The organism is Citrobacter europaeus (genome assembly GCF_037482245.1).
In the GTDB taxonomy this organism is placed as follows: Bacteria; Pseudomonadota; Gammaproteobacteria; order Enterobacterales; family Enterobacteriaceae; genus Citrobacter; species Citrobacter europaeus.
Genome location: NZ_CP148084.1, coordinates 2,505,115 through 2,531,795, shown reverse-complemented (window position 1 = coordinate 2,531,795; position 26,681 = coordinate 2,505,115). Strand labels below are relative to the sequence as shown.

The following is a 26,681-nucleotide window of genomic DNA, read 5'->3' as shown; positions in this document are numbered from 1 at the left end:
ACAACAGGAGAATGTTGTGGCAACAATTAATAGCACCGTGATCAGCGGTTCGCATGCCATCCCCGCTCTGGAGCCATTACTGAGCGGTAAACGCCAGTTACTGCTGGTAACTGATGCAAATATTGTTCGACTGGATGCAGTAGCGCAGATCCGTACCCTGCTGGCTAATGATGGCCGTCAGGTGACACTGATTGATAACGTACCCGCCGAGCCGGGACATCATGACGTCAGCAAACTCGTCAAACGCGTGGCTGACCTCAATGTGGAAATGGTGATAGGCATTGGCGGCGGTAGCGTACTGGACGTGGCGAAACTGCTCTCCGTCTTATGTCACCCTGAGTCCCCGACGCTTGACGCCATGCTGGCAGGTGAAAAACCGCAACAACGTGTGACCTCCGTGCTAATCCCCGCCACAGCAGGCACGGGTTCAGAAGCCACTCCAAACGCGATACTGGCCATCCCCGAACAAAACACCAAGGTGGGTATCATCTCCCCGGTGCTGCTGCCGGATTATGTCGCCTTGCTACCGGAACTCACCACCAGCATGCCAGCGCACATCGCCTCATCCACCGGCATTGACGCGCTCTGTCATCTGATTGAGTGCTTTACAGCAACTATCGCCAACCCAATCAGCGACAACGCTGCGCTCATCGGTTTACAGAAATTGTTGAAAAACATCGAAACCTCGGTTAATGAACCGAACAATTTGCTGGCTAAACTGGAAATGCTGTGGGCGTCATACTATGGCGGTGTAGCGATTAATCACGCCGGTACACATCTGGTTCATGCGCTCTCTTATCCGCTGGGGGGGCGATACCACCTCCCACATGGTGTCGCTAACGCGATTCTGTTAGCACCCTGCATGAAGGTGGTTCGCCCTCACGCGGTCAACAAATTTGCCCAGGTCTGGGATCTGCTACCTGGCGCCGATCGCACACTCAGCGCTGAAGAAAAATCTTTCGCGCTGGTGGAGTACTTCTCCGTGCTTGTGAAACGGCTCAACCTGCCCGACAACCTGGCAACGCTTGGCGTGCCCTCCACTGACCTTTCCGCGCTGGCCGATGCCGCGCTTAACGTAAAACGTCTTATGAACAACGCGCCCTGTCAGGTGAGCCATGACGATGTTAAGGCTATTTATCAAACACTATTTCCAGAACTGATTACCAAAGGAGTGAATCATGAGTAAAAAAATCTGTGGCGTACTGACGGCAATCGTCACCCCTTTCGATAACGAAGGGGCATTAAACCTCACCGAACTCAAAAACCAGGTTAATCGCCAGCTAAACGCTGGAAACGGTATTTTCTGCGGCGGCACCAATGGCGAGTTTTTTGTACTTAACGAGGAAGAAAAAATAGCGGTGACCCGTACCTGCGTTGAGGAAGTTGCTGGACGGGCAAATGTGGTGGCGCATATTGGTGAAATCTCAACCCGTGAAACCATTCGTCTGGGTAAACAAATAGAAAAACTGGGCGTCGATGCCGTATCGGTGATTACCCCGTATTTTGTTCCGCTCAAACAGCAGGAACTGATTGCCCACTATACCGCGATTGCCGACGCGCTATCGGTGCCGGTATTTCTCTATAACATCCCGGCACGTACGGGTAACACCATTGAACCGGCAACCGCAAGAGTGCTGGCGGCGCATCCCAACATCATTGGCATCAAAGACAGCGCCGGTAGCTATGAAAGCCTCGGTGGATTCCTTGACGCCGTCAAAGATATTGAAGGTTTTGATGTGTTGAATGGGCCGGATTCGCTGATTCACCAGGGATTCGTTGACGGTTGTTCTGCCTGTATTTCTGGTCTGGCAAACGTGGCGCCAAAAGAAATTAATGCTATCTGGGCGCGATTCAAGGCCGGTGATATTGCCGGATCGCATGAGGCACAGGAAAGCGTCACGGGTTTGCGAACCGATCTCTATAAAGTTGCCTTCTCGCCCGCTGCAGTCAAAAAAGCGTTGCAAATCATGGGGCATGAGGTTGGCGCAAGTCGTTACGCTGTCACGTTTAACGCACAACAGGAAAATCTGATCCAACAGATTATCAATAACTATCTGCAATAACCTCTTTTACAGCGGCGGTAACGCCGCTTAACTAACAGGATTGTATTATGAACGTCATCTGTACTTCTCCGTCATTTGCCAAATACGATCGGCAGCCAATCGAGCAACTGCAGGATGCGGGTCTTAAATTAATCATGCTTCCCGCAGATATCGGACGAAAAGAACTCGAACCATACCTTGCAGACACGGTGGCGATGATCGTTGCCTTCACAGAGGTTAATGCTGAATTGCTGGCAGCGGCCCCTCAGCTGAAAATCGTCTGTAAGCATGGCGTCGGTGTCGATAACATCGACCTGGATGCCACCCGGGAAAAAGGCATTTACGTTACCAATGTGCCGGATGCCAACAAACATGCCGTCGCCGATTTTGCTTTTTCATTGATTCTCAACTGTGCGCGGCAATTACCCGGTGCAATTGAGCAAACTCGCGCCGGAAATTGGCCACGTATTTTCGCCTCTGATGTCTATGGCAAAACCATAGGTATCATTGGGCTGGGCAACATAGGTAAACAGGTCGCGCTACGTGCCCGCGGTTTCAACATGCGCATACTGGCACACGATGCCTGGCAGGATGAGTCATTCGCCAAAGCAAATTGCGTTGAGTATGTCTCATTAGATGCTTTAACAGAAAACAGTGATTTTATTACCCTCCATACACCGCTAACCCCTGAAACAAAAAATCTCTTTGATTTGGCCCGCATGCAGAAAATGAAGAAAAGCAGCTATTTAATCAATGTTTCACGCGGTGGTGTCGTTAATGAAGAGGATCTGTTCCAGGCGCTGACTCAGGGCGTTATTAAAGGAGCTGCAGCCGATGTCTTTATACAGGAGCCCTGCAATTCACATCCTTTGTTTGCCCTTGAAAACTTTATTCCGACGGCGCACATCGCAGGATATACCGAAGGTGCGGTGAGCAATATTGGAGAGCAATGCGTACACAATATTATTGCGTGCGTCATACATCAACATAAGCCGCAAAACATTATGAACTCACTCTAAAAGAACGGTAAAAATGTACCCTTCATACTAAAACAATAAACATCTACCATGGGCCAAATATATGAATAATTTAGCTGAAAAATCCCGAATTCGCTGGTGGATTGCGGGATTAATGTGGCTTGCTATTGCAATTAACTATATTGACCGAACGGTATTATCAGCTGCTGCTCCGCATCTTATTGATGAGCTTAAGCTCGATCCCGAAATGATGGGGTTTATAATGGCAGCATTCTTTTGGTCATACTCCTTATTGCAAATACCTGCAGGCTGGTTCGCCGATCGCTTCGGCCAGAAAAAAGGTCTGGGCATTGCCGTAGCGTGGTGGTCAATAGCCACATCAATGATGGGGCTGGCCACTGGTTTTAAGTCGCTGCTGGCACTCAGACTGGCTTTGGGCGTGGGTGAAGCCGCTGCCTATCCAAGCAATGCGGGGATCGCCGCACGATGGTTCCCTGACAGAGAGCGAGCAACTGTTTCCGGGTTGTTTGACAGTGCCTCAAAATTCGGCGGGGCCGTTGCCATGCCGCTGATCGTCTGGATGATTTATCAATTCGACTGGCGATTAACGTTTCTTATTATTGGTAGCGTGGGAATTTTATGGGTCATTGCGTGGTATTTTATTTATACCGAAAACCCGGAAGATCACAAAAAAATCAGCCCGGCGGAAGTGAAACATATTCGCGAGGGGCAAAAACAGAAACATGGTGATAAATCTGTATTACCCATGCGATGGTATAAGTTGCTACGCTATCGCAATATCTGGGCAATGTGTATCGGTTTTTTCACCATCAATTACACTTCGTATTTCTTTATTACCTGGTTGCCGACCTATCTGGTAAAAGACAAAGGTATGGATTTTATCAAAATGGGTATGGTCGCGGCCCTACCATTGCTTTGCGGAATGGTGATTGAAGTGTTCGCAGGTTGGGCGTCGGATCGCATGGTACATAAACGGATATTATCGCTCACCGCTACAAGAAAATTATTCCTGACTATTGGTTTATTGATGGCTTTATGTATTGGTTTTGCCCCCTTTACTGACTCCGTTTTCATGACTGTCTTTTTACTGTGTGTAGCTAAATCAGGAACTACCGTCGCGGCCTCACAGGTCTGGGCATTACCAGGCGATGTTGCCCCCAAAAACAGCGTGTCGATTGTTGCCGGGTTACAGAATACCGTCTCAAACATGGGTGGTGCAGTCGGCCCGATTATTACAGGTGCAATCGTCGCTGCCACGGGTTCATTTACGTGGGCCCTTGTATTTTCCGCGGCACTCGTCGTACTGGGTATTTTGAATTACCTGTTTTTAATGGGCAAAGTCGAACCCATCGTTGACAGCGAGTATGACGCATTGTGCATGAACCAGGCACGACAGCATTAACACCTGCAATCACTTTGCTCTGTTTCCCGGTCAGTCATCGTACTGACCGGTTCCCCGAAAAACCGCCAAACATTCAGCAGAATAATGTGATATAAATCACGAAATGATTGTATTTTCGCCAGCAAACGTTTTAAGATCGTGACCTTACCTTTTCGCAGCTAATCCACCTATTTGATATGACAACAGACACTGTTTCCCGCAAGGTCGCGTGGCTACGGGTAGTTACGCTTGCCATTGCCGGTTTTATTTTCAATACCACTGAGTTTGTCCCTGTCGGTTTGCTGTCCGACATCGCACAAAGTTTTAATATGCAGACCGCGCAGGTCGGGATCATGCTGACGATCTACGCCTGGGTTGTGGCTCTGATGTCGCTGCCTTTCATGCTGCTTACCAGCCAGGTAGAACGCCGTAAACTTCTGATCTGCTTGTTTGTGGTGTTTATCGCCAGCCACGTACTCTCTTTCCTGGCATGGAATTTTACCGTGCTGGTAATTAGCCGTATTGGTATTGCTTTTGCGCACGCCATTTTCTGGTCGATCACAGCCTCGCTGGCGATTCGCCTGGCTCCTGCCGGGAAACGCGCGCAGGCGCTCAGTCTGATTGCGACCGGCACCGCGCTGGCGATGGTGCTTGGTCTGCCTATCGGGCGGATCGTTGGCCAGTATTTTGGCTGGCGCACCACCTTCTTCGCCATCGGTATGGGGGCGTTAGTTACCCTGCTTTGCCTGATTAAGCTCCTGCCCAAATTACCCAGCGAGCATTCTGGTTCATTGAAAAGCCTGCCCGTGTTATTTCATCGTCCGGCGTTAATGAGCCTGTATCTGCTGACAGTGATTGTGGTCACCGCGCATTACACGGCCTACAGCTATATCGAACCGTTTGTGCAGACCGTCGCCGGGCTGAGCGCAAACTTTGCAACCGTGCTACTGCTGGTTCTGGGGGGTGCGGGAATTGTCGGTAGCGTCATTTTTGGCAAGCTGGGTAATCAACATGCATCCGTACTGATTAGCAGCGCCATTGCCCTGCTGACGGTGTGCCTGGTGTTGTTACTTCCCGCCGCGAACAGCGAAATGCATCTGGCCGTCCTGAGTATATTCTGGGGCATCGCCATTATGTTGATAGGTCTGGGTATGCAGGTCAAAGTGCTGGCGCTGGCCCCGGATGCCACCGACGTCGCAATGGCCCTGTTCTCAGGCATTTTTAATATCGGTATAGGGGCTGGCGCGCTGGTGGGAAATCAGGTGAGTCTGCACTGGTCAATGTCTACGATTGGTTATGTCGGCGCAGTGCCTGCCGTTTTGGCGTTGATCTGGTCGATAATTATCTTCCGTAAATGGCCAGTATCACTGGAAGAACAGCCTCAACATTCGTAAAAAAAACCGTGCCCGGCAGGCCATGCCGGGCGCGTTGTTTTAAGCGTAAGTTTTAATGATTTCCAGCACGCCGTTAATAATAAACTGCACGCCCATACATACCAGCAGGAAGCCCATCAGACGGGAAATCGCCTCAATCCCGCCTTTACCGACCAGGCGCATAATCCCACCGGAACTGCGCAAACTGCCCCACAGGATCACCCCGACTGCCGCAAAAATAATCGGCGGCGCGACCATGATCACCCAGTCTGGAAACTCGGAACCATGACGTACGGTTGACGCCGAACTGATGATCATTGCAATCGTACCCGGACCGGCGGTGCTTGGCATGGCCAGCGGAACAAATGCAATATTGGCCGTCGGTTCGTCTTCCAGTTCTTCTGATTTGCTTCTCGCTTCCGGAGAATCATGCGCCTTCTGCTGTGGAAACAACATCCGAAAGCCGATAAACGCAACGATTAACCCACCCGCAATACGTAGCCCGGGAATCGAAATCCCAAAGGTGTTCATCACCAGTTGTCCGGCGTAGTAAGCCACCATCATGATAGCGAACACGTAAACGGACGCCATGAGTGACTGACGGTTACGCTCTGCGCTGTTCATGTTGCCGGCAAGGCCAAGGAACAACGCCACGGTGGTTAACGGGTTTGCCAACGGTAACAGGACTACCAGCCCCAGCCCTATTGCTTTAAACAAGTCCATCATAATGTCATCTTTCCTGTGCGTTAATCGTCAACGGCAAGTATACGGTGAAATCCGGGAGATAAGCCATTTTCGCGCTGTAAGGATTCATTTTTCATCTGCAGGTATAAACCATAATTATCAAACCGTTAAATTTCCACTCGCCAGGTGTTCGGCCTGATGCTTTAGCAAAACGTGGCATTTGCCGACTCATTCATTTGACTTATATTTGCCTAAGCAATAATATCAGCCGTGACTAACTACTTGCCAGGGCAACCATTGTGAAAAGCACCAGTGATCTGTTTAACGAAATCATCCCACTGGGTCGTTTGATCTACATGGTTAATCAGAAAAAAGATCGTTTGCTAAACGACTATCTGTCACCGCTGGATATCACGGCATCGCAGTTCAAGGTGCTTTGCTCCATCCGTTGCGCGGTGTGCATCACCCCTGTCGAATTGAAAAAAGTGCTGTCTGTCGATCTCGGTGCTCTGACGCGGATGCTGGACAGACTGGCCTGTAAAGGCTGGATTGAAAGGCTTCCGAATCCACATGACAAGCGGGGCGTGCTGGTGAAACTCACCGAGCATGGCGCAGCAATTTGCGAGCAGTGTCATCAATTAGTAGGGCAAGACCTACACCAGGAACTAACAAAAAACTTAACGGCGGATGAAGTGACCACGCTTGAGCATTTGCTTAAGAAAATCCTGCCGTAAACAGAAAGAGGTATGACGATGTCCAGACGCAATACTGACACAATCACTATTCATAGCATTTTGGACTGGATCGAAAATAACCTTGAATCGCCGCTCTCACTGGAAAAAGTGTCAGAGCGTTCAGGTTACTCCAAATGGCACCTGCAACGGATGTTTAAAAAAGAAACCGGTCATTCACTGGGCCAATACATCCGCAGCCGTAAAATGACTGAAATAGCACAAAAATTAAAAGAGAGTAACGAGCCGATCCTTTATCTGGCGGAACGTTACGGCTTTGAGTCTCAGCAAACGCTGACCCGAACATTCAAAAACTATTTTGATGTTCCGCCGCATAAATACCGTATGACGAATATGCACGGCGAATCGCGCTATTTGCTTCCACTCAATCAATGTAATTGCTAATCGCCAGTTAACGACGTAACCGAGGAAATCATGAAACTTCTGTCTTATGCAATGCTGGCCCTGCTGTTTGTTGTTTCGGGCCAGAGCATGGCGGAACAGACCGCGCAGCCTGCCACACAAAACAGTCGCGACGCGATCATTATGCCGCCAGCGCACGATCAGTCCCCGTTCGATTTTAATCATATGGGTGCAGGCAGCGACAAATCCGACGAATTAGGTGTGCCTTATTACAATATGCGCAACCTGTGATTTTTTTGCCCCGTCACTGCGGGGCTTTTTTTATCCTCTCGCCTGCGCTGTCTTACGAAACCGAAAGCCAAACACATTGATATACAACCCCGCCATGATCAGTAGCGCACCGAGCAGTTGCAATCCGGTCAGCGTTTCATCCAGCAGCACGGCCGCGCTCGCCAGTCCAACCACCGGTACCAACAGCGACAACGGCGCGACACGCCAGGTCTCATAACGCCCGAGTAAAGAACCCCAGATACCGTAACCCACAATGGTCGCCACAAACGCCAGATAGACCAGTGACAGAATGGTGGTCATATCTATTGCCACCAGACTTTGGGTAATTTGCGTCGGTCCATCGAGAAGTAATGAGGCCAGGAAGAATGGAACAACAGGAATCAACGCACTCCATACCACCAGTGACATCACGGCCGGGCGTGACGGGTGCTGCATGATTTTTTTGTTAAAGATATTACCGCAGGCCCAGCTTAGCGCCGCCGCCAGCGTCAGCATAAAACCGAGCATGCCGACATGCTGTCCGTTCAGACTGGCCTCAATCAGCACCAGCACGCCAAAGACCGCCAGCGCAATTCCTACCAGTTGTTTACCCTGCAGACGCTCGCCAAAGGCAAATGCCCCCAGAATGATGGTGAAAAATGCCTGAGCCTGTAATACCAGAGAAGCTAACCCGGCAGGCATACCGAATTTGATGGCGCTAAAGAGAAACGCGAACTGCCCAAAACTGATGGTTAGTCCATAACCGAGTAGTAGCGAAAGCGGTATTTTCGGACGGGCAACAAAGAATATCGCCGGAAACGCCACCAGTAAAAATCGCAGTCCTGCCAGCATTAAGGGGGGCATATTGTGCAGCCCCACTTTAATGACAACAAAGTTCAGCCCCCAAACCACAACGACCAGTAACGCTAATAACCCGTCTTTACGCGACATACCACCGCCCCTGCAAATATTAAATTTTTGTAAACAAGTTAAAGTAACGGAAATCGTTGTGCCGTAACAGATCATTAATTCAGGTAGGCCACACAGGGCGTTTTCGGACAACTTATTGAGTGTACATCACACTTTTAGCATGCTATTTGTTTTTGATATCTAAAAAAACATAACAACATGCATTGTCGGGCAGGAAAATGAATATCTCTTTGAGAAGGTCCACTCTCGCGTTACTCGCATCATCATTGTTATTAACGATTGGCCGTGGCGCCACGCTGCCATTTATGACTATCTACCTCAGTCGACAGTACAACCTGAGCGTCGACCTGATCGGTTATGCGATGACGGTCGCTCTGACCATTGGCGTGGTGTTCAGCCTTGGCTTTGGTATTCTGGCCGACAAGTTCGATAAAAAACGCTACATGCTGCTGGCTATCTGCGGCTTTGCATCAGGCTTTATTGCTATTCCACTGGTGCATAACGTGGTGGTGGTGGTTCTGCTTTTCGCTCTGATCAACTGCGCCTACTCCGTCTTCGCCACGGTTTTGAAGGCCTGGTTTGCCGATAACCTCTCCGCGACCAACAAAACGAAAATTTTCTCGCTTAACTATACCGTGCTGAACATTGGCTGGACCGTTGGCCCACCGCTGGGCACGCTGCTGGTGATGCAAAGCATTAACCTGCCGTTTTGGCTCGCTGCGGCTTGTTCAGCCCTACCACTGGTGTTTATCCAGACCTGGGTAAAACGTTCACCGGCAGCATCAGAAGGTTTAAACGCCGCGGTTTGGTCCCCCTCGGTACTACTACGCGACAGAGCATTATGCTGGTTTACGCTATCCGCATTCCTGGCGTCATTCGTTAGCGGCGCGTTTGCGTCCTGTATTTCACAATACGTCATGGTGGTTGCTGACGGCGATTTTGCCGAGAAGGTGGTGGCAGTGGTTCTGCCCGTCAACGCCGCTATTGTGGTATCACTGCAATATGCCTTCGGCCGCAGGCTCACCGCCACGAATATCCGACCGTTAATGACGGTGGCGACGCTGTTCTTTGTGGTTGGCCTGGTTGGCTTCACCTTCTCCGGTAATAGTCTGTTGTTATGGGGGATATCTGCCGCCTTTTTCACTATTGGTGAAGTTATTTACGCGCCAGGTGAATACATGCTCATCGACAACATCGCGCCAGCTGGCATGAAAGCCAGTTATTTTTCCGCTCAGTCGTTAGGCTGGCTGGGCGCAGCGGTAAACCCATTAGTCAGCGGCGTCATTTTAACTACATTGCCGCCGTGGTCGCTGTTTGTGGCGCTGATGGTCGCAATCATCCTTGCCTGGGCGCTAATGATAAAAGGCATGCGCACCAAACCCTGGGGACAGACAGCGGTCTGCTAATGAGTAAAGCGACAGAGCCGGAGCCGCTCTGTCGCATATTTCAAATGGCGACCAGTCCCCGGACGCCCTCGGTCTCCATATTTTTGCCGTCGCCGCTTTGAATAATACTGCCGCGCGACATAATCAGGTATTTATCGGCCAACTGCTGCGCAAAATCATAGAACTGCTCCACCAGCAAAATGGCCATATCTCCCCGGTGCGCCAGTTGAGAAATCACCTGACCAATCTCTTTAATCACTGACGGCTGGATCCCCTCAGTGGGTTCATCGAGGATCAACAGCTGCGGGCGACTTGCCAGCGCCCGTCCAATCGCCAGCTGCTGCTGTTGCCCACCGGACAAATCACCGCCCCGCCGGTGCTTCATCTCCTGTAAAACCGGAAAGAGCGCGTAGATATCATCCGGAACACATCGGGCCTCCTGTGCTGAAAAACGGGAAAGGCCGAGCAACAGATTCTCTTCCACCGTCAGACGTGGAAAAATATCGCGCCCCTGTGGGACATACGCCACACCGGCCCTGACCCGCTGATGCGGTTTCCACTGAGTGACATTTTTTTCCTGCCAGAGCACGCTTCCACTACGGGCAGGAATAAGCCCCATCAGGCACTTCAGAAGCGTCGTTTTCCCCACGCCGTTACGCCCCAGCAGACATGTCACCTCGCCGATACGCGCGTCAAAGTTCACACCTCGCAGAATATGACTGCCACCATAATATTGATTCAGTTCTTTCACCTGCAGCATCTGCACCCCTTAACGTCCGAGATAAACTTCAATAACCTGCTCATTGGCCTGCACTTCACGCAGACTCCCCTGAGCCAGTACACGTCCCTGATGTAATACCGTGACGCGATCGGCGATGGTTTCGACAAATCCCATATCGTGTTCAACAACCATCAGAGAGTGCTTCCCGGCAAGCTGGCGAAACAGCTCCGCCGTGTATTCCGTCTCCGCATCCGTCATACCCGCAGCAGGCTCATCCAGCAGCAGTAAATGAGGTTCCTGAACCAGCAGCATGCCAATTTCAAGAAATTGTTTCTGCCCGTGCGAAAGCAGCCCGGCGCGACGGGCCCGCTCGTTACCCAGGCGCAACAGCGCCAGTATTTCATCAATACGATCCCGCTGTTCGCCTGTTAGGCGCGCCCGTAGAGAGCCCCAGACAGATTTATCGCTTTTCAGCGCCAGCTCCAGGTTCTCCTCCACCGTTAACGCTTCAAATACCGTGGGCTTCTGAAATTTCCGCCCAATCCCCTGACGTGCAATGGCGATGGGATCCAGCGTTGTTAAGTCGGTTGACTGATCGTATATCGCACGACCGCTTTGCGGCCTGGTTTTGCCGGTAATGACATCCATTAGCGTCGTTTTTCCGGCGCCGTTGGGACCAATGATGCAACGCAACTCCCCAACGCCAATATTGAGCGTGAGATCCGTTAACGCCTGAAATCCATCGAAATTAACGTTAATTTTTTCCAGCTGTAACACGGGGTCCGTTTGGTCGCGAAACCGATCCCCAGGCATCTGGCGAGTGAAAAGTCCTTCATCTGGCTGCATTATTTGTCTCCCTTGCGAAACAGGCCAATCACGCCGCGAGGTAAAAAAAGCGTAACGCCGATAAAGATCAGGCCAAGAAACAGCTGCCAGTATTCCGGCATGATGACGGTAAACAGGCTTTTAGCGCCATTCACCAGTACGGCGCCAAAAACCGGGCCGATCAGGGTTCCACGCCCGCCGAGCGCAACCCAAATCGCCGCTTCAATCGAGTTAGTCGGCGACATTTCGCTGGGGTTAATGATTCCTACCTGTGGAACATACAACGCACCCGCCAGACCGCACAGCACGGCGGAAAGCGTCCACACCAGCAGCTTGAAACCTTTTGGATCGTATCCACAAAACATCAGACGATTCTCGGCGTCGCGTACGGCAGTCAGAATACGACCAAACTTACTGCGGGCCAGCGCCAGCCCCAGCCATATTGCCAGTACCAGCAGCAGGACTGTCGCCAGAAACAGCGCAATACGGGTTGAGGTCGCGGTCACCGGGAATCCCAGAATGGTGGTAAAGCCAGTAAAACCGTTATTTCCCCCAAAGCCGGTTTCGTTACGGAAAAACAGCAGCATTCCGGCGAAAGTCAGAGCCTGGGTCATGATGGAAAAATAGACCCCTTTGATTTTTGAACGGAAGGCAAACCAACCAAATACCAGGGCCAGCAGGCCCGGCACCAGCACAACCAGCAGCATCGCCCAGATAAAGTGTTGCGTCCCCCACCAAAACCAGGGCAGCTCGGTCCACGACAGGAACGACATAAAGGCCGGTAACTCTTCGCCGGAGGCCTGACGCATCAGGTACATTCCCATCGCATAGCCCCCAAGCGCAAAGAAGATACCGTGGCCCAGCGAAAGCATTCCCGCATAACCCCACACCAGATCCAGCGCGACCGCCACAATGGCATAGCAGAGAATTTTTCCGGCCAGCGTCAGCGTCCACACCGATATGGCCAGCGGATGTTCCGCAGGTAACAGCGCCAGAAACGGCAGAACAATCAACGCGAGCAGTAAGCACAGTCCCAGGACGCGTGTCGCCCGCGGCGCTTTACGCGCCAGCGTCAATGTCATTGGCATCGTCATCAGTCAATAACCCTCCCTTTTAGCGCGAACAGCCCTTGAGGACGTTTCTGAATAAACAGAATAATCAGCACCAGAATCATAATTTTGCCGAGAACCGCCCCCACCTGAGGCTCAAGAATTTTGTTGAAGATCCCCAGCCCAAACGCGGCGGCCACACTCCCGGCGAGTTGCCCAACACCGCCCAGCACCACCACCAGAAACGAATCGATAATGTAGCTTTGCCCCAGTTCCGGTCCTACGTTGCCTAATTGCGAGAGCGCGACGCCCCCCAGTCCGGCAATCCCTGAACCAAGACCAAAAGCCAGCATATCGACGCGTCCGGTAGGTACGCCGCAGCAGGCCGCCATATTGCGATTTTGCGTCACTGCACGCACGCGCAGCCCGAGACGCGTTTTATTCAACAACAGCCAGGTGAAGAACAGCACCAGCATGGCAAAGCCAAGCACCACAATTCGGTTCCACGGCAAAATCAGATTGGCATAAACCTGAATGCCGCCGGAAAGCCATGCCGGATTGGCGACTTCAAGGTTTTGCGCGCCGAAGGTCATACGCACCAACTGGATCAGCATCAGACTGATCCCCCATGTCGCCAGCAGTGTTTCGAGTGGACGTCCGTATAAATGGCGAATCACCCCGCGCTCGAGCAGCATTCCCACCGCCGCGGTAAGTAAAAAGGCGACCGGAAGCGCAATAACTGGATACCAGGCCAACCATTGCGGGAAAAACTGGCCGATAATCTGTTGCACCATCCAGGTACAGTAAGCTCCAAGCATTAACATCTCGCCATGCGCCATATTAATGACGCCGAGTAGCCCGTAGGTAATAGTCAGCCCCAGTGCCGCCAACAGCAGAATTGAGCCCAGCGACAGCCCCATAAATGCCTGTCCAAGAAGATCGCCAACCTTCATGCGATGCGCGATGGAATTCAGGCTTTCGCCAGCGGCTGCACGAACGCGCGCATCAGGTTCATGTTCAGCCCGGGTGAATGGCAGCAGGCGCGCCTGGGTTTCAGGATCGTTTGACGCCCCGAGAAGTTCGACGGCCTGCCGTCTGACCTCTGGCAAGGTGCTGGTTAGTTGCAGGTTTGCCAGTGCAATCTCCAGCGCGGATTTCACGCCAGCATCTGGCTCCCGGGCCAGTTGTAGCTGCAAAAACGGCAGCATGCCCGGCTGTGCCTCACGTTGTAATGTACGTGCTGCCCCTTTTCTCATGGTGACACTGTCACTTAAAAGTTGATGAACGGCCCACGTTCCGGCCACCAGATTACGCAGGCGGTTAGTCAGGCGGACTTTTTTAAGCTCGCCGGACGGAGATGCCGCGGCTCCTAACGGCTGTACGTGCGAGTCGTCCACGATGAACGCATTTTTCACGTCATCGGTCATCAGGTTCTCATCTCGCAGCGCGCTAAGCAGCGGCATACGCTGAACGTCTGGATTCACCGCCCATTGTTCAAGCAAGGCGGCCTGCTGAGTTCGGCTGCCGGCGGTAAAGGTATCGGCATCTGCGGCCTGCGCTATCCACGGCATAAACCAGATCAGCAACAGCACACCACGAATAAAACGCATAGCTTTCATAAGCGTTCTCCAAAGCGTTGCCCTCCCGCGGGAGGGCGTAAGATCAGTTGCTGGCGGTTTTCACGGGCTGGTCAGATTTTTTATCATTACCGGCGATGTACGGACTCCACGGCTGGGCGCGGACCGGTTCATCGGTTTGCCACACCACGTTAAACTGGCCGTTGCCTTCAATCTCGCCAATCATGACGGGTTTATGCAGGTGATGGTTGGTTGCATCCATGGTCAGGGTAAAACCTGATGGCGCAGCGAATGATTGCCCCGCCATAGCGGCGCGAACTTTATCCACATCGGTAGTTCCGGCTTTTTCTACCGCTTGCGCCCACATATGCAGGCCTACCCAGGTGGCTTCCATAGGATCGTTCGTTACCACCGAATCCGCGTTTGGTAGCTTATGGGCTTTGGCATACGCCCGGTAATCCGCGACGAACTTTTTATTGGCCGCATTATCTACGGACTCAAAGTAGTTCCACGCAGCAAGGTTGCCCACCAGCGGTTTGGTATCAATTCCTCGTAATTCCTCCTCACCCACGGAGAATGCCACCACCGGAACATCGGTGGCTTTCAGCCCCTGGTTCGCTAACTCTTTATAGAATGGAACGTTAGAATCCCCGTTGATGGTTGATACCACCGCCGTTTTCCCCCCTGCGGAGAATTTTTTAATACTGGCGACAATGGTCTGGTAATCGCTGTGTCCGAATGGGGTATACACCTCTTCGATGTCTTTATCGGCAACGCCTTTCGAATGCAAAAAGGCGCGTAAAATTTTGTTAGTCGTACGCGGATAGACATAGTCCGTACCCAGCAGGTAGAAGCGCTTAGCGCTGCCGCCGTCCTCACTCATCAGGTACTCAACCGCCGGGATCGCCTGTTGGTTAGGCGCCGCGCCGGTATAGAAGACGTTAGGCGACATCTCCTCACCTTCATATTGCACCGGGTAAAACAGCAGACCGTTTAATTCTTCAAACACCGGTAAAACAGATTTACGCGAAACCGATGTCCAGCAGCCGAAAACCACCGCCACCTTATCCTGACTCAGCAACTGACGTGCTTTTTCAGCAAATAACGGCCAGTTCGAGGCCGGGTCAACCACTACAGGCTCCAGCTTTTTACCCAACACACCACCCTTCGCATTGATTTCATCAATGGTCATCAACGCCACATCTTTCAGCGGCGTTTCGGAAATAGCCATCGTGCCGGATAACGAATGCATGATGCCAACTTTAATGGTGTCGGCTGCCTGAACGCTAAAACTCATTCCCATTGCTACTACAGAGGCGGAAAGCGCAAAAGCTTTTAAAAATGTACGACGCTGCATAGTTTCACTCCTGAAATTAGACTTGCTGAAAGCTCCGGTGCAGCCGGGCAGACAAAACGGTGCAAATTAAGGGTATTCAGAAGTGATAAGGCAAAAACGATGCCAGATATTAAAACATCACATAAAATCAATAAATTAGCGCGTCATGTACAAAAATTAGTATTAAAATCCCCCACCAGAAGGATTAATCAAACGAAAAATTGAACCACCATGAGACAACTCTGCATTATAAACGTGCAACAGTCTGTGTCTGCAGCACACCGTGATAACGGCGTCTCCGGGTTGAAAAGCAGGGTTATTTGCCTGCAGATAAATGTGTCTCGTCACTATTATTTATTTTTCCCGACGCCATCACGTCAAAATTTTACTTTTCAGCCAAAATAATCACACAGTTCAGCCTTTGTTTAAGATTGAATTGCTACTATAGTCATAAACGAGGTGAACTTAAGGTAAGAGAGGAAACTCACAGATAAAGGAGCATTTACTATGCTGGGTAATATGAATATTTTTATGGCTGTTCTGGGAATTATTTTATTTTCCGGTTTCCTGGCCGCGTATTTTAGCCACAGATGGGATGATTGATGAACGGAGATAGTCCTGCACCGACCCGGCCCCTTGTAGCGTAACTGCACAAGGGGCCATTTTTTTTACCTGAATCGCCCTCCTGGCACTTTTTCCCTGGTTTACAGATAAAAAAAACCGCCGGATAAACCAGCGGTGAATGCTTGCATGGATAGATTTGTGTTTTGCTTTTATACGCTATCTGGCAATTCCCTGCGAAGATAACGGATATTTGGCTAATCTATCATCGACAACCCCAATGAAAGTTAAACGAAACGCAACTACCTTGAAACGGTGTTCGCAAATCTCACGCGCTCAAGGGGTATGAGATCTCATCACTGGCGTCAACCAGAGTGATCCGCTCGCGTTCATCCATGAACATACAGCGATTCCTGCCGGCCTGTTTTCCTTGATACATCGCGTTATCAGCCCGACCAAGAGCGGTATCCAGCGCTTCTCCCTGTTGAACTCGTGTTATTCCAGCCGTTACCGTGATTCCGATCTCTCCATCAGCATAGGGTATTTTTTTCTGGCCAATAAGCTGACACAATCGCAAACCTGCCTGGCAAGCCTGTTCATCCGTTTTTGTGCGGATGATGATAATAAACTCTTCACCACCGTAGCGGTAAGCCACCTCATCATATCGTGTCCATGACAACAAATTTGATGCCAGAGCGCGTAGTACCACGTCCCCCACCAGGTGACCATAAGTATCGTTAATGTGCTTAAAACGGTCGATGTCCAGCAACAAGATATAGAGGTTAAGCGGCTCGGCATCGAGTAACTGCTGGTCAAAAGTCTCATCAAGCATTCTTCTGCCGGGTAAGCCTGTTAATACATCGATATTACTGCGGATGTTCAGTAAATATATTTTGTAGTCCATTACAGCAGACGTAAATGCCAGTAACGCGTCCTGGAAGCTGTCGAAATGCCATGAATGGCTACGATTCTCCACTATTGCCAATAGCAACTCCTTTCCTAATAAATGCATCTTTTCATGAGCTGCATTTATCTTACTTACATAACTACAATCATCCTCATTGTGCAATGGATGATAATTAAGCCACTGTCCAAATTGACAAACAAAATGAGAGTTGTCACCTACAATATCCGGCTGAGTGACATCGGAGGACACAACGCAGCGGAACATTTTCACCATCCATTTATAGTGAGCATCAATGGACTTGTTCAATGCTAGCAAAATCGCATCTATTTCCGCCGTATTTTTCATCATCACGACCTCCCTCCCTGTTCGAGCGTCTCAGATGTAATTATCTTAACGACAAAAAAGAAAATTTATGTAAATTTTTTAATAGTAGTTATTAGACAACAAATTAACGCCTCCTTCATTATAGGTCGCAAGATGATTGAAACTCACATTTAACCATTAAATATCAATGAGATATATTAATCGCCCCTTTCCTTGTTTCATATTTAATGAAACGAAAACATATCAAGCAAAACAATATACAACTCGGACAGCATAGTTAAAATGAGAATAAGCGTTATCAATTGGAACGATGAACACAAGATAAAAAACCGGGCATCACGCCCGGTTCTTCTCGTCATCTAAACAAACCTTACGCGCTCAAACCACGATGTTTGAGCATCGGCTCCATTTGTGGATCGCGTCCGCTCCAGTGGCGATAAAGCACAGCTAAATCAGTGCTATTCCCGCGCGACAAAATCGCATCGCGGAATTTCTGCCCGTTTTCCCGGGTTAATCCGCCCTGCTCTACAAACCACTGATAGCCGTCGTCGGCCAGCATTTGCGTCCACAGGTAGGCGTAATAACCAGCGGCATAGCCGCCGCCGAAAATATGGGCAAAATAACTACTGCGATAACGTGGCGGCACGGCCTTGAGATCCAACCCTTCGGCCACCAGCGCCTGCTGTTCAAATTGATCGACCGGATGACATGCGTCGCTCATTTCCAGAGAGTGCCAGCGCATATCCAGCAATGCGGCGCTGAGCAGTTCAGTCATGTCATAACCTTTGTTAAACAAACTTGCCTGCTGCATTTTATCTCGCAATGCCTGCGGCATGTGCTCCCCGGTATCAACATGCCGGGCAAAACGGGAAAAGACCTGCGGATGACTCGCCCAGTGCTCGTTGATCTGCGAAGGGAACTCGACAAAATCCCGCGGAGTATTGGTTCCTGAAAGTGTGGCATAACGCTGAGTGGCAAACAGACCGTGCAACGTATGTCCAAACTCATGAAATAACGTAATAACATCATCCCACAGCAGTAACGCGGGCTGCTCTTTTGCAGGTTTTTGATAATTACAGACGTTGTAAATAACCGGTCTGGTTTCGTTAAGTAGCGATTGCTCAACAAAATTACCCATCCAGGCTCCACCGCTTTTTGATTCCCGGGCAAAGAAATCACCGTAAAATAACGCCAACCCTATGCCATCATGATCGAATATTTCCCATACCCGTACATCCGGGTGATAAACAGGAATGTCGAATCGCTCCACGAATTTGATGCCATAGAGCTGATTGGCCGTCCAGAAAACGCCCTCGTTCAGTACCGAATCCAGGGAAAAATAAGGTTTGAGCTGAGCCTCATCAAGGGCATATTTCTCACGACGGACCTGCTCGGCATAAAACGACCAGTCCCAGGCCTCGGCGCTAAACTGCCCGTCTTGCTGAAAGATAACTTTCTGGATTTCAGCCTGCTCATCTAACGCTCGCGCTCGCGCGGCCGGAACAATAGACCGCATGAATGTCAGTGCCGCTTCCGGCGTTTTTGCCATCTGGTCGGCAATTTTCCATGCAGCGTAATTAGCAAAACCGAGCAGTTTCGCCTGCTGCATCCGGATCTCCACCAGTCGCTGAATAATAGCCCGAGTGTCGTTAGCATCATTGTTTTCAGCCCGTGTCCATGCGCGGGTGAAAAGATTTTCACGGGTCTGACGATCGCGTAATACCGCAAGCGCTGGTTGCTGAGTGGTGTTTAATAACGGGATAACCCAACGCGCTTCAAGCCCTTTTTCCCTTGCAGTTTCGGCGGCAACAGCAATTTCCTCTGTGCTGAGCCCGTCCAGATGCCGGACATCATCCACCACCATAGCACCAGACTTGTTCGCCGCCAGCAGGCGTTGATTAAACTGGCTGGTCAGCGTGGCTGACTCCGTATTAAGCGCTTTAAGGCGGGCTTTATCCGTCTCATTCAGACAGGCGCCGGCCAATACAAAACGCTGGTAGACGACTTCCAGCAGGCGTATTGATTCGCTATCCAGTCCTGAGGAACTGCGCCGTTGCCAGACGCTTTCGACGCGGGCGAAAAGCGCACTGTTGAGATAGATATCATTGGCAAGGCTCGCCAACTCTGCGGAAAACTCTTCGTCAAGGCGTTGTAGTTCATCGTTGGTGTGCACCGCCGTCATCGCGAAGAAAACGCTGGTCACCCGCGTGAGCAGCGCGCCACTTTGCTCAAGCGCCAGTAAAGTATTCGCAAAATCAGGGCGCTGCGGGTTTTGCACAATCCCTTCGATCTCTGCGCGCTTTTGACGCACACCTTCATCGAACGCAGGACGATAATGTTGCACGTCAATCTGATCAAACTGCGGCGCCTGATAAGGTAACGTGCTAGGGTGTAAAAAAGGATTCGTTAACGACATCTTTCACTCCTGAAAACGATTTGTTTACCAGAGTAGACTTCCCACGAATCGACCGCAATCGTGTTAAGCAGCAATAGCTCTGAACGGAAGTGACGTGCTATGGTAGTACTACATAAAAAGCGTTGAGGAACAGTGAGATGATCGTTTTAGTAACCGGAGCAACCGCAGGTTTTGGTGAGTGCATTACGCGTCGTTTTATTGAGAATGGGCATAAAGTTATTGCCACCGGACGCCGCCAGGAGCGCCTGCAGGAACTCAAAGATGAGTTGGGTGACCGTCTCTATACTGCGCAACTGGACGTACGTAATCGTGCATCAATTGAAGAGATGCTGGACGCCTTACCTGCTGAATGGCGCAATATTGATATTCTGGTCAACAACGCGGGTCTGGCGCTGGGCCTTGAGCCTGCTCATAAAGCCAGCATTGAAGACTGGGAAAATATGATCGACACCAACAACAAAGGCCTGGTTTATATGACCCGTGCTGTTCTGCCTGGTATGGTTGAGCGCAACCGCGGTCATATTATCAATATTGGTTCTACGGCGGGCAGTTGGCCATACGCTGGCGGTAACGTCTACGGTGCAACCAAGGCGTTTGTTCGCCAGTTTAGCCTGAATTTACGTACTGACTTACACGGTACTGCGATTCGCGTCACCGACATTGAACCGGGTCTGGTTGGCGGTACGGAGTTCTCAAATGTCCGTTTCAAAGGCGATGACGCTAAAGCTGAAAAAGCTTACGAAAATACCACAGCGCTGACCCCGCAAGATGTCACTGAAGCGGTATGGTGGGTGGCGTCTTTACCCGCTCATGTCAACATTAACACCCTTGAAATGATGCCTGTGGCACAGTCTTTTGCCGGACTGAGTATTCATCGTGGCTAATTTCTCTGCCCGGCCTTGCGCCGGGTATAGATAGCCTGAAATAAGTGATAAAATACCCGGGTTAACTCTCTAAAAAGTAAGAATGAATGACCGTAGAAACGCAGCTCAACCCTACACAGCCAGTAAATCAACAGATTTACCGTATTCTTCGTCGTGATATCGTGCATTGTCTGATTGCGCCCGGTACCCCGTTGTCGGAGAAAGAGGTTTCCGTACGCTTTAATGTGTCACGCCAGCCGGTACGAGAAGCATTCATTAAACTGGCAGAGAATGGCCTGATTCAGATCCGTCCGCAGCGTGGCAGCTACGTGAATAAAATTTCGCTGTCGCAGGTACAAAACGGCTGTTTTGTTCGCCAGGCAATTGAATGTGCCGTGGTCCGCCGCGCCGCATCATTGATCACCGATAAACAGTGTTATCAGCTCGAACAAAACCTGCATCAGCAGCGCATTGCGATTGACCGCAAGCAAATTAATGATTTCTTCCAGCTTGATGACGAGTTTCATCAGAAACTGGCTCTCATCGCCGAGTGCCAGCTTGCCTGGGACACCGTCGAGAATATTAAGGCCACGATCGACCGCGTTCGTTATATGAGCCTGGATCATATTTCCCCGCCAGAAATGCTGCTGCGTCAGCATCACGATATCTTTGCCGCACTTGAGAAACATGATGGCGATGCCGTTGAGCGTGCAATGATGCTGCACCTCCAGGAAATTGGTGAGTCCGTTCAGTTGATCCGTCAGGAAAATAGCGACTGGTTCAGCGAAGATTAATACTACACTCACCTCACATCGAGGTGAGTTTCTCCTGTATTTTTCCCTCTCCCGCACATCTGCATAAAAAAAGCTGTGATTTTGATCGAAAACAAAAAAAATCATTAACGAGAAGCGTATTTATATTGCGCCCGTTACGTGGGACTAAAAACCCACGGGCTTTGACGGTAAGTTGGAAAGGAGAAAACACCATGAAAACATACGATCGTAACCGCAACGCAATCACCACTGGCAGCCGCGTCATGATTAGCGACTCCGGACTCACAGGCCGCATTACAGCGATAGATACCGATGGCCTGACCGCTGAGCAAATTCGCCGCGGAAAAACAGTGGAAATCGAAGGGTGTGAAGGTAAATATGCCCCCCTCGAACTGATTCGTTTGGGCATGAACTAATTGGTGTGAATGCCAGAAAACAATGCGCCATCTGGCCCGTTTACAGCCAGATGGCGACCTGAAAGGTGTTCTTCTTTACTTCAGTTTTGCAGCATACTTCGCAACCGTTGCCTTCGCCCCTTCTGCCAGTAAAGCAAGATACGCTTGTGTGACCTGGTTTTTGAACCGTTCAACCTGCGGCAGTTCACGCCCAAATATAGCATCGATAGCCAGCAGTGCCTGAACGCGCTCTTCACCTTCGTTACTGCCACGCACTGCATTCTGGATCACCGGCAACAGTGGATCGCTAATTTCAATCGCCTGGCCCTGCTCATCCACACCGCCGACGTAGCGCATCCAGCCTGCCACGCCCAGGGCCAGTAACTCAAAGCAGCTACCGTGTACAATGTGCCAGCGAACGGAATCGAGCATACGCTGCGGCAATTTTTGACTGCCATCCATAGCAATCTGCCAGGTACGATGACGCAGTGCCGGGTTGCTGTAGCGCTCAATTAACAGATCGGCATAGTGCTGTAGATCCACGCCCTTAACTTTCAGGGTTGGCGCTTGTTCCTGCAGCATCAGCGCGCGGGCGGCAAGACGATAGTTTTCATCGCCCATACAGTCGTTAATGTGCTGATACCCAGCCAGATAGCCAAGATAAGCAAGAAAAGAGTGACTGCCGTTAAGCATACGCAGTTTCATCTCTTCAAACGGAATAACATCAGCGACCAGCTCCGCGCCAGCCTTCTCCCATTCAGGGCGACCGGCGACAAAGTTATCTTCAATAACCCACTGACGGAACGGTTCGCATGCCACGCCTGCCGGGTCGCGAACGCCGGTGATGCGTTCAATTTTGTCCAGCGTATCCTGGGTAACCGCCGGGACGATGCGGTCAACCATTGTTGAAGGGAATGTCACATGTTGTTCAATCCACGCAGCCAGATCAGCATCTACCGCCCGGGCATACGCAGTGACAACATTGCGCATCACATGACCGTTTTCTGGCATGTTGTCGCAAGACATCACGGTAAAGGCGCCTAAACCCGCACCTTTGCGACGCGCAAGAGCCTCAACAACAACGCCTGGCGCAGTTTTTGGTTGTGTAGGGTTTTGCAGATCGGCGGCAATCATTGGGTTGTCTAACATCAATTGACCGGTCGCCGGAGAGTGGCAATATCCTTTCTCGGTGATGGTCAGGGAAACGATCGCAACCTGCGGTTCGCACATCGCGGCCAGTACGCTTTCCAGACCATCAACTTGCGCATGCAGGGCATTTTTCACCACGCCCACGACTCTTGCAGTCCAGGCATCCGCAGACATTTCTGCAACGGTATACAGATTATCTTGCTGTTTGAGATCGGCAATCTGCTGCTCACCGCCAATCAGGTTCACTTCGCAATAACCCCAGTCACTGTCATGTTCTGCAGCCAGAATATCAGCGTAAACCCCCTGATGTGCGCGGTGAAACGCGCCAAAACCCAGATGGACAATACGCGGAACCAGTTTTGTACGATCGTAGTCGGGAAGCACAGCCTTTGCTGCCAGGAGCTTGTTTTGCATGGTATGGCCTACTTATCAATGGAATCAGGACTGTCTCAGAGTAACGCCTGTACGGTTGTATGTTTTGATTTGCATTAAGCTTTTTATGATTGGTATGACATCATTTGTTTAGTTATGTACCAAAGTCAGTGAATTTGGCGGCATACTGCCGCCAAAGGATATTAATGTTTCTGCCACTGCTGGTATTCACGCTTAAGTCTTTGCGGAGCGGTTTCCGGCATCATCAACAAACCAATAATTGAGATAACTCCAAGTACAATCACATAGGTTGCAAGTCCATAGTAATGTCCACCTGTTACTTGCAGAATTTTTACTGCCACCAAGCCAAGAATGCCACTGCCTATTAGCGACCCCAGTTGCCAAATTAATGCTATTCCGCTACAGCGAATATGAGTTGGGAAAAGCTCCGGAAAATAAGAAGCCTGAGGTGCATAACACATACTATGCCCAACACTCAGCACCAGGATCATTACTATTTGTGTAAGCCAAAAACTATCCTGATTAATCGCAAGGAAGAAAGGAATAATCATAACGACCTGCAGCAGCGCACCGATAATATAGACTGGTTTACGTCCAATTTTATCGCATAGCGACCCCATCAACGGTATTGCAATGATTTCTATTATGACCGCAACGATCATTGTCTCCATCAAAATATTAGCATCAAGATTGTTTGCCTTACCGTAAGCCAAAACAATCACTGTGAACATTGCAAATGTACAAGCTTCAATCAGTTTCGCGCAGACCCCCTTGACAACAATGCCAGGAAAATCACGGATAACTTCAACTAATGGACGTGATTCTTCTGCTTTTGTCTCCCTAATCTGAGCAAAGACCGGTGATTCATCAATTTTTAAGCGGATAAACAGCCCAACAATAACCAGTAACAGACTCAACAGGAACGGTATACGCCACCCGTAATCCATCATTGCCTCTGGAGAAAGCGTGGCATTTAACAGCGCAAAGAGCGCTAACGGCAGAAGGAAACCAACCGGGGCACCGATTTGAACCCAACTGGAAAAAAATCCACGATGTTTGGGTTCAGAATATTCAGCCGTCATCAGTACTGCACCGGCTTGCTCGCCTCCAACGCCAAATCCCTGTAATACACGAATAAAAATAAGTAAAGCTGGAGCCCAGACACCTATTTTCTCATATGTAGGTAATAACCCTATACAGAACGTCCCCAAACCAACAATTAATATAGTAATAACCAGTGCTTTTTTACGCCCAACCTTATCGCCAATATGGCCAAAGACAATTCCTCCTAATGGTCTTGCGAGGAAACCAACAGCATAGGTTGCAAAAGCAGCGAGAGTACTTATTAACGGATCGTCACTTGGGAAAAATAGATGACCAAAAAAGAGTACAGCTGCTGTCCCGTATGCAAAAAAATCATAATACTCATCAGCAGTACCAATTGCGGATGCTGAAGCCACTCGACGAATAATGGGCTTATTATCTACGTTATTTTTAATATCGACTGAACTAACCATAAGTTTAACCTTCTGTAGGGTATTGGGTTAATCAACATCTTTCGTACGTAAAATGTATATTTACCAGTTCCACAATGTGCCATCTTCCAGGCGAGCAACGGGCAGATATGCAGGATCATACGGATATTTCGCCGCCAGTTTTTCGTCAAACTCGATCCCAAGACCGGGTTTGTCTCCTGGGTGCATATAGCCGTTATCAAAGGTCCAGTTATGTGGGAACACTTCCAGCATCTGCTCGGAATATCCCATATATTCCTGTACGCCAAAGTTCGGCACCCACAGATCAAAGTGCAGCGCGGCGGCCATGCATACTGGTGACAAATCGGAAGGTCCATGTGAACCGGTACGTACCTGATACAGCGAGGCGAAATCGGCAATCCGGCGCATACCGGTGATACCACCCGCATGGGTGATGGTGGTACGGATATAGTCGATCAGTTGTTCTTCAATCAGCTGTTTACAGTCCCAGATACTGTTGAACACTTCCCCTACCGCAATCGGCGTGACCGTATGCTGGCGGATCAGGCGGAAGCACTCCTGGTTTTCAGCCGGGGTTGGGTCTTCCATCCAGAACAGACGGTATTGCTCAATGCTTTTGCCGAAACGGGCCGCTTCAATAGGCGTCAGACGGTGGTGCATATCGTGCAGAAGATGTTCGTTAAAACCAAACTTATCGCGTACGGCAGCAAATAGTTTTGGCGTGAAATCCAGGTATTTCTCCGTTGACCACAACTGCTCTTCCGGCCATTGCCCTTTAGTGGCCGGTTCATAGGCCTGTCCTTTTCCTTTAGACATGCCGTAAGTGGTTTTCATGCCAGGTACGCCACACTGTACGCGAATGGCTTTAAAGCCCATCTCTTTATGACGCGCATAGTCTTCGAGTACGTCATCAACGGTATGGCCTGTGGTGTGACAGTAGACCATAACCCCTTCACGAGAAGCACCGCCGAGCAACTGGTACAATGGCATATTTGCCGCTTTCGCTTTGATGTCCCATAGCGCCATATCCACTGCGGAAATCGCCGACATGGTGACCGGACCACGACGCCAGTACGCGCCTTTGTAGAAGAACTGCCAGATGTCCTCGATTCGGTGTGCATCCCGGCCAATTAGCTGCGGGCAAACATGATCTTTCAGATAGGACGCCACGGACAACTCGCGTCCGTTTAATGTGGCATCTCCCAGTCCGGTGATGCCATCTTCTGTCGTAATTTTCAACGTTACAAAATTACGCCCCGGACAGGTGACAAACACTTCAGCCCCAACAATCTTCATTTTTTATCCCTTACATCTGTTCTTGTGATGCAGGAAATTTACCCAACTGAGCTACTACCATACAAGTATAATGATCAAAAAAGCGCTGATTGATCACAAAAAAGGCGCTATGCGCGCCCCCATCCAGCCACAATGATCAGCATGCCGCACAGCGCCACCAGCGCGCCTGACCAGTCATACAGGCTCAATTTTACGCCATCGACAATGCGTAGCCATAGCAGCGCGGTCACCACGTACACCCCGCCATAGGCTGCATAAACACGTCCGCTTGCTGCCGGATGCAGCGTCAGCAACCAGACGAATAACGCCAGTGACACCCCGGCGGGTATCAGTAGCCAGGCCGTAGCCCCTCGCTTAAGCCAGAGCCAGGGTAAAAAGCAGCCAATGATTTCGCATAATGCGGTGACGAAAAAAAGCAAAGTAGTCTTAAGCATTGATGTTAT

The 26,681-nt window shown here is 50.3% G+C and carries 26 protein-coding genes; 13 read left to right on the top strand and 13 right to left on the bottom strand.

What is annotated here, in order from left to right; translation table 11 throughout:
• Positions 1–16: 16 nt before the first annotated feature.
• The 5 genes from WHR59_RS11945 (at position 17) to WHR59_RS11925 (ending at position 5,815) form a co-directional block, all read left to right on the top strand.
• Positions 17–1,186: an iron-containing alcohol dehydrogenase gene (locus tag WHR59_RS11945; protein WP_100194392.1), complete on the top strand. Its 1,170-nt coding sequence runs from the start codon at positions 17–19 to the stop codon at positions 1,184–1,186.
• Positions 1,179–2,063: a dihydrodipicolinate synthase family protein gene (locus tag WHR59_RS11940; RefSeq protein WP_087053269.1), complete on the top strand. Its 885-nt coding sequence runs from the start codon at positions 1,179–1,181 to the stop codon at positions 2,061–2,063. The genes WHR59_RS11945 and WHR59_RS11940 overlap by 8 nt, the downstream gene beginning before the upstream one ends.
• 47 nt (positions 2,064–2,110) lie before the next feature.
• Complete coding sequence (locus WHR59_RS11935) at positions 2,111–3,061, top strand: phosphoglycerate dehydrogenase (protein WP_043016352.1); 951 nt, start codon at positions 2,111–2,113, stop codon at positions 3,059–3,061.
• Positions 3,062–3,122: 61 nt separating this feature from the next.
• A complete protein-coding gene (locus tag WHR59_RS11930) occupies positions 3,123–4,442 on the top strand; it encodes an MFS transporter (protein WP_043016353.1) in 1,320 nt (439 codons plus the stop codon).
• Between the two features lie 176 nt (positions 4,443–4,618).
• The gene (locus WHR59_RS11925; RefSeq protein WP_047411323.1) at positions 4,619–5,815 is read left to right on the top strand and encodes a sugar transporter; all 1,197 of its coding nucleotides are present in this window, start codon (positions 4,619–4,621) and stop codon (positions 5,813–5,815) included.
• 39 nt (positions 5,816–5,854) lie between these two features.
• On the opposite strand, the gene WHR59_RS11920 is transcribed toward WHR59_RS11925, so the two are convergent.
• Positions 5,855–6,520, bottom strand: coding sequence for a MarC family NAAT transporter (locus WHR59_RS11920; protein ID WP_043016355.1), 666 nt, complete (start codon positions 6,518–6,520; stop codon positions 5,855–5,857).
• 257 nt (positions 6,521–6,777) lie between these two features.
• Here WHR59_RS11920 and marR point away from each other — a divergent pair, with 257 nt between their 5' ends.
• From marR to marB, 3 genes are read left to right on the top strand one after another with little or no spacing between them, the layout of a single operon-like run.
• Positions 6,778–7,212, top strand: coding sequence for a multiple antibiotic resistance transcriptional regulator MarR (marR, locus tag WHR59_RS11915; RefSeq protein WP_016156485.1), 435 nt, complete (start codon positions 6,778–6,780; stop codon positions 7,210–7,212).
• 18 nt (positions 7,213–7,230) lie between these two features.
• Entirely contained in the window at positions 7,231–7,614 is a 384-nt protein-coding gene (gene marA, locus WHR59_RS11910; protein ID WP_003032424.1) for an MDR efflux pump AcrAB transcriptional activator MarA, read from the top strand.
• 30 nt (positions 7,615–7,644) lie between these two features.
• Complete coding sequence (marB, locus tag WHR59_RS11905; RefSeq protein ID WP_338844035.1) at positions 7,645–7,863, top strand: multiple antibiotic resistance protein MarB; 219 nt, start codon at positions 7,645–7,647, stop codon at positions 7,861–7,863.
• Between the two features lie 30 nt (positions 7,864–7,893).
• Here marB and eamA read toward each other — a convergent pair whose 3' ends face one another.
• Positions 7,894–8,793 carry an O-acetylserine/cysteine exporter gene (gene eamA / locus WHR59_RS11900; RefSeq protein WP_227093186.1) on the bottom strand — a complete coding sequence of 300 codons (900 nt, stop codon included), beginning with the start codon at positions 8,791–8,793 and terminating at the stop codon, positions 7,894–7,896.
• 197 nt (positions 8,794–8,990) lie between these two features.
• Between eamA and ydeE the strand changes: the two genes are divergently transcribed.
• The gene (gene ydeE / locus WHR59_RS11895; protein WP_043016357.1) at positions 8,991–10,178 is read left to right on the top strand and encodes an efflux MFS transporter YdeE; all 1,188 of its coding nucleotides are present in this window, start codon (positions 8,991–8,993) and stop codon (positions 10,176–10,178) included.
• A gap of 40 nt (positions 10,179–10,218) precedes the next feature.
• Here ydeE and urtE read toward each other — a convergent pair whose 3' ends face one another.
• From urtE to urtA, 5 genes are read right to left on the bottom strand one after another with little or no spacing between them, the layout of a single operon-like run.
• Positions 10,219–10,917 carry an urea ABC transporter ATP-binding subunit UrtE gene (urtE, locus tag WHR59_RS11890; RefSeq protein WP_043016358.1) on the bottom strand — a complete coding sequence of 233 codons (699 nt, stop codon included), beginning with the start codon at positions 10,915–10,917 and terminating at the stop codon, positions 10,219–10,221.
• Positions 10,918–10,926: 9 nt separating this feature from the next.
• On the bottom strand, positions 10,927–11,724 hold the full coding sequence (gene urtD, locus WHR59_RS11885) for an urea ABC transporter ATP-binding protein UrtD (RefSeq protein WP_043016359.1): 798 nt from the start codon (positions 11,722–11,724) through the stop codon (positions 10,927–10,929).
• Positions 11,724–12,797 (bottom strand): urea ABC transporter permease subunit UrtC, encoded by a 1,074-nt coding sequence (gene urtC / locus WHR59_RS11880; RefSeq protein WP_047411331.1) that lies wholly within the window; start codon positions 12,795–12,797, stop codon positions 11,724–11,726. The genes urtD and urtC overlap by 1 nt, the downstream gene beginning before the upstream one ends.
• Positions 12,797–14,371 carry an urea ABC transporter permease subunit UrtB gene (urtB, locus tag WHR59_RS11875; protein WP_338844034.1) on the bottom strand — a complete coding sequence of 525 codons (1,575 nt, stop codon included), beginning with the start codon at positions 14,369–14,371 and terminating at the stop codon, positions 12,797–12,799. The genes urtC and urtB overlap by 1 nt, the downstream gene beginning before the upstream one ends.
• A 43-nt stretch (positions 14,372–14,414) precedes the next feature.
• Entirely contained in the window at positions 14,415–15,686 is a 1,272-nt protein-coding gene (urtA, locus tag WHR59_RS11870; protein ID WP_103276740.1) for an urea ABC transporter substrate-binding protein, read from the bottom strand.
• Positions 15,687–16,172: 486 nt separating this feature from the next.
• On the opposite strand from urtA, the gene mgtS reads away from it, so the two are divergent.
• Positions 16,173–16,268, top strand: a complete 96-nt coding sequence (mgtS, locus tag WHR59_RS11865) for a protein MgtS (protein WP_003032406.1) — start codon at positions 16,173–16,175, stop codon at positions 16,266–16,268.
• A gap of 286 nt (positions 16,269–16,554) precedes the next feature.
• On the opposite strand, the gene WHR59_RS11860 is transcribed toward mgtS, so the two are convergent.
• Positions 16,555–17,481, bottom strand: a complete 927-nt coding sequence (locus WHR59_RS11860; protein ID WP_286519154.1) for a diguanylate cyclase — start codon at positions 17,479–17,481, stop codon at positions 16,555–16,557.
• A 346-nt stretch (positions 17,482–17,827) separates the two neighbouring features.
• Entirely contained in the window at positions 17,828–19,873 is a 2,046-nt protein-coding gene (gene dcp / locus WHR59_RS11855; RefSeq protein WP_338844032.1) for a peptidyl-dipeptidase Dcp, read from the bottom strand.
• A 137-nt stretch (positions 19,874–20,010) separates the two neighbouring features.
• Here dcp and ydfG point away from each other — a divergent pair, with 137 nt between their 5' ends.
• The 3 genes from ydfG (at position 20,011) to ydfZ (ending at position 21,925) form a co-directional block, all read left to right on the top strand.
• Entirely contained in the window at positions 20,011–20,757 is a 747-nt protein-coding gene (ydfG, locus tag WHR59_RS11850) for a bifunctional NADP-dependent 3-hydroxy acid dehydrogenase/3-hydroxypropionate dehydrogenase YdfG (protein WP_043016364.1), read from the top strand.
• Positions 20,758–20,843: 86 nt separating this feature from the next.
• A complete protein-coding gene (locus WHR59_RS11845) occupies positions 20,844–21,530 on the top strand; it encodes a GntR family transcriptional regulator (protein WP_043016365.1) in 687 nt (228 codons plus the stop codon).
• A 191-nt stretch (positions 21,531–21,721) separates the two neighbouring features.
• The gene (gene ydfZ / locus WHR59_RS11840) at positions 21,722–21,925 is read left to right on the top strand and encodes a putative selenium delivery protein YdfZ (protein ID WP_005121144.1); all 204 of its coding nucleotides are present in this window, start codon (positions 21,722–21,724) and stop codon (positions 21,923–21,925) included.
• Between the two features lie 75 nt (positions 21,926–22,000).
• On the opposite strand, the gene WHR59_RS11835 is transcribed toward ydfZ, so the two are convergent.
• The 4 genes from WHR59_RS11835 to WHR59_RS11820 form a co-directional block, all read right to left on the bottom strand.
• Positions 22,001–23,467, bottom strand: coding sequence for a mannitol dehydrogenase family protein (locus WHR59_RS11835; RefSeq protein WP_338844031.1), 1,467 nt, complete (start codon positions 23,465–23,467; stop codon positions 22,001–22,003).
• A gap of 161 nt (positions 23,468–23,628) precedes the next feature.
• Positions 23,629–24,963 (bottom strand): MFS transporter, encoded by a 1,335-nt coding sequence (locus tag WHR59_RS11830; RefSeq protein ID WP_338844030.1) that lies wholly within the window; start codon positions 24,961–24,963, stop codon positions 23,629–23,631.
• A 60-nt stretch (positions 24,964–25,023) separates the two neighbouring features.
• On the bottom strand, positions 25,024–26,238 hold the full coding sequence (gene rspA, locus WHR59_RS11825) for a starvation-sensing protein RspA (protein WP_043016367.1): 1,215 nt from the start codon (positions 26,236–26,238) through the stop codon (positions 25,024–25,026).
• 107 nt (positions 26,239–26,345) lie between these two features.
• On the bottom strand, positions 26,346–26,672 hold the full coding sequence (locus WHR59_RS11820; protein ID WP_043016368.1) for a YnfA family protein: 327 nt from the start codon (positions 26,670–26,672) through the stop codon (positions 26,346–26,348).
• Positions 26,673–26,681 lie beyond the last annotated feature (9 nt).